This is a genomic window from Chitinophaga sp. HK235, from assembly GCF_018255755.1.
GTDB lineage: Bacteria > Bacteroidota > Bacteroidia > Chitinophagales > Chitinophagaceae > Chitinophaga.
The window spans coordinates 2,898,763-2,912,174 of sequence record NZ_CP073766.1 but is presented as its reverse complement, the minus strand read 5'-3'; the positions used below and the strand labels follow the sequence as shown (position 1 = coordinate 2,912,174).

The 13,412-nt window shown below is 43.2% G+C and carries 6 protein-coding genes and 1 tRNA gene; 5 read left to right on the top strand and 2 right to left on the bottom strand.

The annotated features are described in order from the left end of the window. Positions 1-4: 4 nt before the first annotated feature. The 5 genes from KD145_RS09920 (at position 5) to KD145_RS09900 (ending at position 7,364) form a co-directional block, all read left to right on the top strand. Positions 5-3,199, top strand: coding sequence for an efflux RND transporter permease subunit (locus KD145_RS09920; protein WP_212005735.1), 3,195 nt, complete (start codon positions 5-7; stop codon positions 3,197-3,199). 41 nt (positions 3,200-3,240) lie between these two features. Then, on the top strand, positions 3,241-4,656 hold the full coding sequence (locus tag KD145_RS09915; RefSeq protein ID WP_212005734.1) for an efflux transporter outer membrane subunit: 1,416 nt from the start codon (positions 3,241-3,243) through the stop codon (positions 4,654-4,656). 280 nt (positions 4,657-4,936) lie between these two features. Next, a complete protein-coding gene (locus KD145_RS09910) occupies positions 4,937-6,730 on the top strand; it encodes a hypothetical protein (RefSeq protein WP_212005733.1) in 1,794 nt (597 codons plus the stop codon). A 183-nt stretch (positions 6,731-6,913) separates the two neighbouring features. Further along, positions 6,914-6,998: transfer RNA gene (locus KD145_RS09905), tRNA-Ser, on the top strand. A gap of 159 nt (positions 6,999-7,157) precedes the next feature. Beyond that, positions 7,158-7,364 carry a hypothetical protein gene (locus KD145_RS09900; protein WP_212005732.1) on the top strand — a complete coding sequence of 69 codons (207 nt, stop codon included), beginning with the start codon at positions 7,158-7,160 and terminating at the stop codon, positions 7,362-7,364. Positions 7,365-7,411: 47 nt separating this feature from the next. Here the strand turns inward: KD145_RS09900 and KD145_RS09895 are convergent, their stop codons facing one another. Next, the gene (locus tag KD145_RS09895) at positions 7,412-9,787 is read right to left on the bottom strand and encodes a DEAD/DEAH box helicase (protein WP_212005731.1); all 2,376 of its coding nucleotides are present in this window, start codon (positions 9,785-9,787) and stop codon (positions 7,412-7,414) included. Between the two features lie 444 nt (positions 9,788-10,231). Further along, complete coding sequence (locus KD145_RS09890; protein WP_212005730.1) at positions 10,232-11,905, bottom strand: AIPR family protein; 1,674 nt, start codon at positions 11,903-11,905, stop codon at positions 10,232-10,234. Positions 11,906-13,412 lie beyond the last annotated feature (1,507 nt).

The following is a 13,412-nucleotide window of genomic DNA, read 5'->3' as shown; positions in this document are numbered from 1 at the left end:
CATTATGTTTAGAAAATTCATAGAACGGCCAGTATTGGCTACCGTTATATCCATCCTCCTGGTCTTGCTGGGAATACTGGGGCTGGTCACCCTTCCGATGAGCCAGTTCCCGGACATCGCACCGCCCAGCGTGTCTGTAACGGCCTCTTATCCGGGCGCCAACGCAGAAGTGGTGGCCCGTTCCGTGGCCACGCCTATTGAAGAGGCGGTGAACGGGGTGGAGAACATGACTTACATGACTTCTCAATCCAACAACGATGGTTCCATGGCGCTCACTGTTTACTTCCGGTTGGGCACTGACCCGGACCTGGCGGCGGTGAATGTGCAGAACCGTGTGTCTAAAGCCACCAGCCAGCTGCCGGCGGAAGTGATACAGACAGGTGTGAGCACCCAGAAAGTACAGAATGGTATGATCATGGTAGTGAACCTGCAGAGTGACAAAGAGGAGTATAATGAGACTTTCCTGCAGAACTATGCGAAGATCAACATCATCCCGGAGATACAACGTGTAAAAGGGGTAGGTCAGGCTATGGTGTTTGGTGCAAAAGATTACTCTATGCGTATCTGGCTGCGCCCTGATCGTTTAACAGCTTACAACATGTCTCCCCAGGAAGTACTGGGCGCCATCCGCGACCAGAACCTGGAAGCTGCCCCCGGCCGTTTTGGCGAAGGCAGTCAGGAGTCTTTCGAGTATGTACTTAAATACAAAGGCAAGTTCAACAAGGACAAACAGTACGAAGACATCATTCTTCGTTCGAATGCCGATGGTTCTGTGCTGCGTCTGAAAGATGTTGCCCGCGTTGAATTTGGTTCTTTTACCTATGGTAGTGATACCCGGGTAAACGGTAAATATGGTATCGGTATCGCCATTAACCAGACCGCTGGTTCCAATGCGAATGAAATTCAGGAAACGATCAACAAGCTGATGAAAAAGGCGGAAAAATCTTTTCCTACCGGTATCGAGTACTTTAACATTTACAGCACAAAAGAATACCTGGATGAATCCATTGATCAGGTGAAACATACGCTCATTGAGGCATTCATCCTGGTGTTTATCGTAGTGTTCATCTTCCTGCAGGATTTCCGTTCCACCCTGATTCCGGCAATTGCCGTACCAGTGGCTATTATTGGTACTTTCTTCTTTATGAAGTTGTTCGGCTTCTCTATCAACCTGCTGACGCTGTTCGCATTGATTCTCGCGATCGGTATCGTAGTGGATGATGCCATTGTGGTGGTGGAAGCGGTCCATTCGAAAATGGAGAAAGGGGCCAATCCGCGTATTGCCACGTTGTCATCCATGCAGGAGATTTCCGGTGCGATCATTTCCATTACGCTGGTGATGTCTGCCGTGTTTATCCCGGTAGGTTTCATGGAAGGCCCTGTGGGCGTGTTTTACCGGCAGTTTGCCTTTACCATGGCCATCGCCATCCTGATCTCGGCGCTGAACGCGTTGACGCTTAGTCCTGCGCTCTGTGCCCTGATATTGAAAAATAATCATGCCGGTCACGGAGAGGAACATGGTAAACTGAACGGTCATGCACCGCAGCCGAAAAGCTTTGGCAAACGTTTCTTTGCCGCTTTCAACGTAGGCTTTAATGCCATGACAGAAAAATATGCCCGCAGCCTGCAGTTCCTCATCAAACGTAAATGGATCACCATTGCCGCACTGGTTGTTATTGGTGGCGCTACTTTCTGGATGATGCGGAAAACACCTACCGGCTTTATCCCCACGGAAGACCAGGGTTTTGCCGTGTTTGTAGTGAGCATGCCTCCCGGTTCCTCACTGGAACGCACCCGTCAGGTGGTAGATAAAGTGGAGCATATGATCAAAGACCTGGAAGGGACCAATTCATACCTGAGTGTGTCCGGTTTCAATTTCATGAGCAACTCCAGTAGCTCCACTTCCGGTGTAGGTTTCATCAAAATGAAACCACATGCCGAACGTGGTAAGATCAAAGACATGGACGCGATCATGGGCATGTTGCAGGCCAAGTTTGCTACTATTCCGGAAGCGAGGGTGTTCGGCATGAGCATGCCTACCGTACCAGGCTTCAGTAATGTCGCCGGTTTTGAGGTAGTACTGCAAGACCGTACCGGTAGCGGGGATTTGAGCAAACTGGGTAACACTGCGTGGGGATTCATTGGTGAGCTGATGAAACGCAAAGAGATTGCTTTTGCTTTCACCACCTTCAATAATGGTCACCCGCAATATGAAATAGAAATTGACGACCGTAAAGCCAAACAGCTGGGTATCGCTGTGAGCGACATTCTGCAGACCATGCAGGTGTACTACGGTAGTATGTTTGCTTCTGACTTCAACCGTTTTGGCAAATACTACCGTGTGATTGTACAGGCAGAGGCTTCGCAGCGTAAAGATCTGTCCACACTGGATGGGGTATACGTAAAAAATCAGCACAATGAAATGGTGCCGATCAATACCGTTGTATCACTGAAACGCGTATACGGACCAGAGACAGTGACCCGTAACAACTTGTTCAACGCTGTTACCATTAACGGTACGGTGAAACCAGGTTACGGTAGTGGTGATGCCATCAAGGCAGTAGAAGAGGTGGCGGCACAATATCTGCCCAGAGGATACGCCTACGAATGGGTGGGTATGTCCAAAGAAGAGATCAGTGCTGGTAGCCAGTCCACCATCATCTTCACCCTGTGTCTGATATTCGTATACTTCCTGCTGGCTGCGCAATATGAAAGTTATATCCTGCCACTGGCGGTGATCCTCTCTATACCGTTGGGTATCTTCGGTGTGTTTGTGTTCATCAACCTCTTTGGCATCGACAACAATATATATGTACAGGTTGGTTTAATCATGTTGATAGGGCTGCTGGCGAAAAACGCTATCCTGATCGTAGAATATGCGGTACAGAGAAGACGCAGTGGCATGGGACTGGTAGCATCCGGTATCCGTGCGGCCCGCCTGCGTCTGCGCCCTATTCTGATGACCTCTTTTGCCTTTATCGCAGGTCTGTTGCCGCTGATGCGTGCTACCGGATCGTCTGCGCTGGGTAACCGTTCCATCAGTACCGGTGCAGCCGGCGGTATGCTTACCGGTGTGATATTGGGTGTGTTTGCGATACCGGTATTGTTTGTGATCTTCCAGTACCTGCAGGAGAAAGTAAGCCGTAAACCGATAGTGGAGAAAAAAGAAGAGGAAGCGTTTGCAGAAATGATGCACTAACGGACCTGTAACATCAATTATCAGAAACAGAAAAAAGACAGATGAAAACTAGATATAGCTCATTTTTATTTTTGTTGTTGTCCTTAGTTGTAGGGTTAGCAGCTTGCCGGGTAGGTCGCAATTATCAGCGGCCCCCGGTGACGCTGCCCTCACAATTCGGAAATGTGGCACCATCCGACAGCAGCATCGCAGAAATGGAATGGAAGAAATTTTTTACGGATGCCACCTTGCAACAGCTGATCGACAAAGCGCTGACAGGCAACTACGATCTGCAGCTGGCCGTAAAACGGGTGGAGACAGCACAAGCCTATCTGAAGCAGGCCAAAGCTGCATGGCTGCCGGCATTTAATGCACAGGCGACTGCCAACACCAACTTCCCGTCCAAGAAAAGTTTTACCGGTATGAACCTGGCCAACTTTGGTATGGGCGATCATATCGAAGATTATAATCTCGGTGCCGGTATGTCATGGGAGATAGATGTATGGGGTAAGATCCGCCGTCAGCGGGAGGCAGCCCAGGCTACCCTGTTACAATCCTACGAAGGACAACGGACCGTACAAACAGGACTGGTGGCTGCTATTGCCAATAGTTATTTTAACCTGCTGATGCTCGACAACCAGCTGGCCATCGCCAAACGCAATGTGGAACTTAGTGATACGATTGTGCAGATGATCAGTTTGCAGAAAACTGCCGGTGAAGTAACTGAACTGGCCGTACAACAAGCCATCTCCCAGAAACAAACAGCAGCCCTGCTGGTACCACAACTGGAACAGGGTATTGCCATTCAGGAAAATGCGATCCGTATTCTGACAGGCGAACTGCCTGCTCCGATAGGCAGAAACAGCCATCTGCATGATTTCCAGGTAAGTGAATCCCTGCCAACCGGTATTCCGGCTGCCATGGTAAGCCGCCGTCCGGATGTGAGAGCCGCGGAAATGGGACTGGTAGCAGCCAACGCCCAGGTAGGTGCCGCACAGGGTAACATGTATCCTTCTCTGAGTATTACTGCCAATGGTGGTGTGAATGCCTTTAAAGCCAGCAACTGGTTTAGCCTCCCGGCTTCTCTGTTTGGTACAGTGGCTGGAAGCATTACCCAGCCTATCTTCCAGCGCCGTGCTCTCAAAACACAGCTGGAAGTGGCCAAAATACAAAGAGAACAGGCCGTGATCCAGTTCCGCCAGGCTACCCTTAACGCCGTAGGTGAAGTAAGCGATGCCCTCGTGAAACTGGATAAGCTGAAATCACAGCAACAGATTGCCGGTGACCAGGTGAAAACAACCCAGCTGGCTGTACAACAGGCACAGCTGCTGTTCCGCAGCGGTATGGCTACCTATCTCGAAGTCATCACTGCTCAGGGTCGTGCCCTGCAGGCTGAACTGGGGCAGGCAGATGTAGACCGCCAGCGTCTGAGCGCTATGGTTGATCTGTACCGCTCACTCGGTGGTGGATGGAAATAATGATAAAGAATATATACTATAGACCGGATACAGACGATCGAAAGGATGTTGAATCCAGCGATGATTGCAGATAAACAACTACAAGATTAATATAGGAATCAACAGATGAATAAAGACTAGCCGCAAGAACAGTAAGCCGAAATAGAAAGAGGGGCCTCGTCCGGTGTTTACCGGACGGGGTTTTCTTTTTAAAGGGTGTTTGATTATTGTTTTTTCATAAAATGTATAATATTTATATATTTGATGAACATAATATATTTAAGGCCCTATCCCTATATCCATGTGTAGAAAACGCTGTTACCCGACGACGTGGTTCATCCTTCTGTTGCTGTTAGTGTCGTCCGTAGCCTATTCCCAGGCACTAGACCAGCTGGGCGTCAAAAAAGGAGTGAGCATGAGTGGTTCTATCAGTGCCAGTACAACAGCCTACAGTGCCAGCGGTATCGACAGCCGCCGCGATCCTCTCGCCTGGTATCTCAACGGCAATCTCAATATCAACCTGTTTGGCTATGACATGCCTTTCTCCTTCAGTTACAGTAATCAGGGGAGAAACTATTCCCAGCCGTTCAACCAGTTTCGTTTTGCACCTTCCTACAAATGGGCCAGGGCCTATATTGGCACTACCAGCATGAACTTCAGCAACTACACGTTGGCGGGGCATATGTTTGACGGATTAGGTGTAGAACTGACACCCGGAAAATGGCGTTTATCTGCCATGTATGGCAAACTACTGAAAGCAGTGCCCTTTGATGTGTTGAACCCGGAAAGCTACAACCGTGCTGCCTTTGAGCGTATTGGTTATGGTGTGAAGATGGGATATGAAAATGAAGGCAATGCCTACAGTATTTCCTTGTTCAAAGCGAAAGACAATGCAGGCTCTATTCCCTATATCCCGGATGATGCCACCATCACGCCCCGGGAGAATGTGGCCATGGCCTTCAATGTAAGGCAGACCATTCTAAAGCGTGTATTCGTGGACGTAGAATATTCCGTATCAGCCCTCAACCGTGATACCCGTTCTGAAAAAAACGCTTTCGACAGCAGTCGCGGTACATCCAACTTCCTGGGCAAGTTTCTGGCGCCCACCGGCAGTACCCGTTATTTTGATGCCATACAGGCCGGCCTGGGCTATACAGGTAGTTTTTATACTATACAGCTGCGTTACGAAAGAGTAGCCCCCGATTATGTAACGCTGGGCGCCTACAACGTGGTCAATGATATGCGCAACATCACGATCGCACCGGCCTTTCAGTTACTCGGCGGCCGGGTGAACATCGCTGCCAACGCCGGAATGCAGGTCAATAATCTGGACAACAGCAAAAACAGCGATGCCAAACGGCTGGTAGCCAACATCAACATGAATGTGGTGCCTAACGATCACTGGGCCATCAACGGCGGTTATTCCAATTTCAGTAATTACACCCGCATCCGCCCGCTGGTAGATCCTTATTTCACCAACCCACTGGATACACTGGATTTTTATCAGGTCAACAACAACTACAACGGCATGATTATGTATCGCACCGGTAACAAAAAGGTGCAGCATTCCATCTCCCTCAATACTTCCTACCAGTTTGCCAGTGATAAAAGCAGCGCCAAAGACGCCACAGAAAACCTCAACAAATTTTTTACCTCTAACCTGAGTTATTCCTACAGCCTGCAACCACAGGCCTTGTCGATGGGGGGTGCGGTGAACTATTATCGTAATACAGCCGCCAACCTGAACACCACTTTTATGGGGCCCAGTGTAAACATCAACAAACAGTATTTTGATAAAACGCTGCGCACCGGCCTCACAGCCACCTATAACATGACGCAGGCTACTTCACAACAGGCCGGCGTTGCCACCACCAGTAACAGTACGCTTTTTAATACCGGCTTCAATATCAATTATTCCCCCAAAACAAAACAGAAAAATGAAAGTATGGGAGGAGAGGGGAAGAAAAAATTATTCAACAACAAACAATCGCATAACATCGGTGCTACTGTGATGTGGCTGTTGCGCAGTGCCAGCGGCACACAGCCTGGGTACAATGAATTGACCAGCACCCTGAATTATACTTATTCCTTCTAACGATAAACTTTAGTGCTTTGCTGTAGTATTCCACGCTGATAGCGTATATATTTACGTGTAAGCAACAGCGTGATATTATCACCCACCACTTCCGGTTTCAGAGTAAAATGATCAGCCGGTAAAATATTTATAGAGAAATGTTTTTTTATTTTGGAATTTCTTACATACCTTTGCGCTCCACTTGGAGAGTTGGCAGAGCGGTCGATTGCGGCAGTCTTGAAAACTGTTGACTGTAACAGGTCCCGGGGTTCGAATCCCTGACTCTCCGCAGAACTTAAAAAGCCTTCAAATTATTGGATTTGAAGGCTTTTTAAGTTCGAAGAATTTTTCTTAATTTCTCCTCTTTTATTCTATGGGTTAATTGTCAATTACTTGTAGGGTCGAAATGCCTCATTTTCTTATTTGTTTACCCCAAAAAACAAGTCAAATGGACATCAATATCGACGAGATGAAAAGGTTAAATCCCAATAATGAGCCACTTACTCCTGAAAAACTAAGAGAATTGTCGGGTCTTGACTTGTCTGATGAAGAAGCCAAAGAAATTATTGGGTCGATTAGAAGGTTTGCTCGCGTTTTATGTGGGTTTGCTGTTCAACAACAATTAGCTAATCATGAGAATAAGGAGGACGTTTAAAATCAATTGAAAGTACGTAATTAAAACGATTTTACAGGTCATGGCTTTTATTGGAACTTTTCTCCTACTGCTAATAAATCCGATACTAACTGACCATTTTGGCTTTGCCAATATCTGTAGTCACAAACAATGATCAAGCGATGTTTAGGACGGCTTACTGCAGTGTTTAGCAGATTAAGACCGTTGGAAAGAGGTGATTTCGAATCAACGAACCATTTGTCCCCAGTATCCACAACACTGAGAATTACAGTATCCCATTCTCGCCCCTGTGAGCCATGCACCGTTAAAATTTTCAACTCATTGCGTTCTTTGGGTAGTGCTTTGCCCAATGCCTGTACCTGCTTTTTATATGGCGTTAAGATGACAAAATCCTCTTCTGGCAGCAAATGTTCTACAATAGTGCGGATCGCCTGAACTTCCCCTGCGCTTAATCGACTCTTAAATGGTTCTATTTTTGGAGCATGAACATAGTATACCTTTGTGTCTCCATCCTCACGAGAAGATGTAAAACCATTCGCATATACGTGGGTATCCAGAATGGCTGCCAGTTTTTTGCCAAACCGAAAGGTATGTATGAGGTCTGCCTGTTGCATACGAGCGGCAACCATTGGAGCATTGTTTAGGTATTCTAATAGCATAGCATCCCTTGTCTTTGCAAAGACACCTTCCAGAAAAATTGCCGACTGCGCCCATAAGAATATATTGCTATAGGCTGGATTTTGTTTGATATCACTGTCATTTATCTCACACACGGGGGGTAGTTGCATATGATCTCCCAAGAAAGTAACTGGGGTTCGCATATTAAATAGTGTGAGAGCCTTAATAATGTTGGCGTATCCTGCCTCGTCCATAAAAACATGATCAGCCTGTAATTTAGTTTCGGTAAATCGGCCAACATAGCCATCAAGGGTACAGGCTACTACACTCACTTCCTTTAACCTCTCTTCTGTAGAAAAAGCAGCCATTCGTTCGCGAGTCGTTTCCAATTTTTCCAATTGTTGTTGCAAGTCTACTAGCGGATGAGATTTATACTCCTGGTATTTTTCTTCAGTGTTTATGTTCTTTTCCAGTTCAGTCTGTATCTGTGAATACAGTTTAGATTTCATAGCAGCCCAATTTTCTCCATGCCAATTTGCAACAAGTGTTTGTAAGTCGTCCGTTATCCTAAATCGCTCTTTTACAAGGGAGACAACTTGATTCCATTTACGATCTTCGTTAGCTACTGCTTCTTTCTTTGCCTGAAAGTCTCCTTCTTTTTCATTTAGTTCTTGGATCCAATGTTGCAGTCTCACATGTAACTCGATTAATACTTGATCAGCCTTCTGCAACTGTGTTTCTGGTCCTGTAAGCTTATTGGAGAACCACTTACCGACCCGATGACTCAAAGAATTTATTTTGCGTTGTGCGGCTTCTTTATCTGTATTGGCTTGCGCTACGTTACTGCGAATTCGTTTTACTTCAGTTTGTACTGATAAGTATACCTCTCTACTTTTCTCCAGCTCTGGCCGTAACCCAGCGAGTCTTTCTTCCAGGGAAGGAAAGCTTGAAAAAATTGACAATCCGTCTTGTGCCTGTTCTAACCGATCCCTCTCTTGGGCAATGGCAATAATCTTTCTATATAGCGCAATTTGTTTATCCAGCTCCTCCAATTTCTTCATAATTCCTCGTTCCTCACAAACTTCTGGATATTCTTCAGCAAACTTTCTAGAGGGAACACCAAGCCGCAATATTCTGGATCGCGCAATGCCCGCCTTATCCGTCATTTTTAATACTCCGCGCAATACCTGCTCAATCGCGTTATTGGTGGGTGCAAAAATAGCTACCCGTTTCCGATGGGAGAGGTAATGTAAAATAGCATAAGACAAAACGAACTGTGTTTTACCAGTGCCGGGTGCTCCCCATATATATGAAAAGGGAGATTGAAAAATAAGCTGCAACGCACTTTTTTGCTTCTCCGATGGCTCTAGACCCGGTAAATAACGCAAGTGTCTAAAAGAATCTTGCAATACTGATTGATTGGAGGGAAAGGTTACTTCAGCTCCTTTTATCTCGTACCATTTTTTGATGCGTTCGACCAGAAATTTCAAATCGGAAATAACTTTAATATCCCTAGCAGCTAACTTTTCGAAAGCAGCGATTAGGTCCTCTTTCGGCTTTATCAAGAGTACATTCTTGTCCGCATCATATTCTATAATTTTAATCTCTCCAGTCGTATAAAGGCGGTTTTGGGTATAGAGTTTGAAAAAGACTGCATCAATATCGAATAGTTTGGCAGACAGCCGCAGTTTATAAACATCTTTCTCCTTTTGTGCTGCAATATCATATACCTCGACTTCCTGGATTCCTTTGTTATTTTGTTCTAGGTATTGGTAGTATTTTTCTGCACTATCGATGGCGATGCCTCTAATTTCTGAAGTATCCATATAAATTGTGCTTTTTTGTATTTAACCTATTTAAGGTAAGTATTTTTGGGCATTTGTAATTCTATTAGCGAGAGTCAGATGCCATATTATAGCAAAACAGTTACGAGCTGCAATCAAGATTGGCTCTTTACCTAAATTTAAATTCTGGTCTTTTTTGGCAATATCTGGATATAAACTGCGAAATCTTGGCTAAATCGGCGGCAAAAAGTGTCGAAAGTTGTAACCTCCTCTCCGCAAGAAAAAAGAAACCCGCACTCAGTGCGGGTTTCTTTTTTCGTTTCAATAAGTCTACTTCCGTACATTATTCGTTATGAATCAATTACAATTCGAATCCCTCATTGTTCCTGATCTATTGGAAGATCAGTGATGAGTTTAACCCAATAGGTGTAGAAGCGATTAGTACTTGGGCTAATACACCAACCTCTGCATCATCATTAATATTACCTATCTCATTAGTGCTTTTAAATGTCTGCATTTAGTATAATTTCTAAGAGTATAAACTATCATTGAGTCCGGATATTCGACCTCAATAATTTTTTTAAGTTGTTCTATATAGTCATCAACCATTACAGGCAAATCATTCTTGCAAAAAGTTTCAAAGCTTGTGTTGCTGTCAGCCCAAATAGCTTTATTCATTTTTTGACAGACAATATGCGTTACAAAGGCATTACCATAACGATATATGCTACGTTCCCTTCCTTCTGTAGCCAAAGCCATTCCATTCATTTTCTCAGAAACATATCTATATATGTTTAATGCCTTAATTATTTTCTGTGCAGAAACGTTTTGATTAAACAAATCTGTATAAGGCGGTTTAGTTACATCTTCCCATAATTTGCCCGATTCTTTCTTAACCATCGTTGAATAATCAACGTTATCATAAAGTGCAGCAAGGCTAAATGCAACTTCCTCTAATAGAAAATTATTTACATCGGGAATTACTCTTTCATCCGTTCTCTTATAATGATAGTCAATATTATCAAGTTTAAGCTCAATTTTAAGACGTGCCTGTTCTGTATCAAGGGATACAAAGTCCTTTTTTTCGACCTTATTTTGGGTGTTGGTGGCCACAGTTATTCTTGGTCCGAAACCTTCAGGACTTTCTTCAAGAGAAATAAATTTAACCAGAACTTTTACCCGACTTAACTCGTCTGTCTTTGAATTATATAGTGAACCAATTGCCCCAAGTGTCTGTGCTCCATTTACAACAGCAATACCATTGCAGGTAAATGCTCCAATTGTCTTATCGCTTCCGCCAATTGGCTTCTTTTTTATGCTATCACATAGAATGGTTATTCCATTGTTGAAGTATATAAAATTGTTGGGTTCTGACTTAACCGTCTTAATAATTTCTTCATTCACAGTTGATGTTCCTAGAAAACTGCGAATATTTTCTGTAAATAATCGTCTTCCGTATTTCTCCCATAGAAGGCCCAAGTCTGTTCCTGTAATTTGTCCGTAGTAGGATTTGTAAGGCTCATCAATATGCCCCCAATTGGAAATCATTACATCTTCATTTATAGGTGTGTTACCTATACCTGTTTCTAATCCTTTATAAACTTTATCAATATTAAAATCTGTGAAGAATAAAATTTCCTCAGTGTCATTTTGTTCTTCCAGAAGATCATTAATTGATACCCAGTTGTGTGTTGAAAGTTGCTTTCCTGTATAAGAAAATAATATTTGAATTTTTACAGTAGCATCTTCCAATGCTTCTAATATCTCATCTTGCTTTGCCTTTATTTTGTCATTGAACCTAGAAAAGTCACCGTCAATGAGTTTTTTTACACCTTTAGAAAATTTCTCAATATCTCCATTGTCAACACCACCTGCACCATTTTCAATATACTTTGATTGAACTAACCAAAGAGTCCTTGCAGGTCTATCAAAATAAATTGCGTCAATCCCATTATCATCATAACCGTCAGTTACAGATTGTCCTGCACTTTCAACAGTTGCCCCAGCTTCCATAGTTAAGGCATATGCAGCTAAAGCTCTAGAAAGAAAATTTCGTTGTTGTTCATCTTTAGGTTTAGTCGAAATATCAGTTAGATCAATTTTTCCCTTGAACGTTTTGTCAAGATAACTTTTTATCCTATTTACAATTATTTTACTCATTTATGAATTATTAAGATATCTAATGTTAGATTTTATATATTATATATAATTAACAATTTACAAATTACGATAATTTTAGAAAACCCTTTCCTTCAATATTGAGTTTAAATTCTCATTCTTTCTCGCAATATCTGGCAACAAACTGCATAATCTTGTCCAAATCTTTAGCAAAAAGTGTCGAAAGTTGTAACCTTCGCCCCGCACTTTTCGAATAGAGCCAAATGGAATCAAATATTTCCATTTGGCTCTTTATCTTTTTATAAAGATGTAAGTAGAAAATTTGCACTTGCTCGATGGCATATGCGTAGGTTAAATGGCTCCCCAAAGTGTCGAGAGTGTTGTAATCTGCACCTCTCAATTACAGAAAAAAAGTGGAATAATTGAGAAAAAACATTTGTGTTTTTTATACAGACATTAGATCAACATCATTACAAATTTTTTGCAGGTAAACCAGCATTTTCAAGCAATTCCTCTAAATCTTGATTGTGTAACCATATAATAAAACCCTTGTCTACTATATTTACTCTTTTATTGCTCGAATCATAATCAACAATAATCGGCGTTATTCCTGCTCGTACTTGTAAAGAGGCTATAGAAGTCAATGTTTGGGTTAAATTGCCAGGATTTAGATCACTCCCCCGAGGGTGCTTACTTGTTATGATTTCATTTATTTCACTCCTGCGAAATCCTTTCTCAAGTTTTTCTATATCCGTTACAATAAATTTATATCAAGCTTTGCAGATGGGTTTCAACCTACCGAACTAGAGATGTACAAATGGATACTTTATGCTTTACTAACTGGTGCGGTAGCATCCAGATTAGATTGCCCCGGCAATTTCCATATGGCAGCTTCAATATGCTTGTCATAATATAAATTCAAAAAGGTGTGTTTTGCGATATAAGTATAGTGAGCAGTTGATCGTAATCCCTTATCTCATCAAAGGTTAAAGTAATTGGTTCTTGGAAACCGAAACAGCTTTCAAATGCATTCCGAAAGGAAGAAGATTTACTCACAGGCATGTCATACCAGATAATTTATCCCTCCCCCCGTAATCTGCCCAAACATGAAATGGTGCTTATTAGTGTTTCCCTTTTTTTGAGATCATTAAATGCACGAACTCCACAACCGTTTACGTCTGTGATAGTAAGAACGCAAGAAAGTATCCTTAGAGGGCAGATTGTCTGGGATTGGGCAACCGCCAGTATCAGACCTTTAAAACAACGCTGGAAAATACCCAGGCCAATAACAAAACACTTTGCGACCAGGAGCGACATTCTTAAAACGCAAACACCATAGATAAAAATCTAAGCATGCCAACAAGATACTAATAAAGAGCTATTACATTTTCTATTAGAAAATTCCTTTTTTGATATTATTTCCCATCCATGAACAAAATCCAATTAAGCGCTGTTATCCAATAGCGTAAAAACTTACGAGCTCAAATAACCGGTTCCTAACCACAAATACCATAACATTAATGCACCACTTAAAAGGGCAGTAACTGAC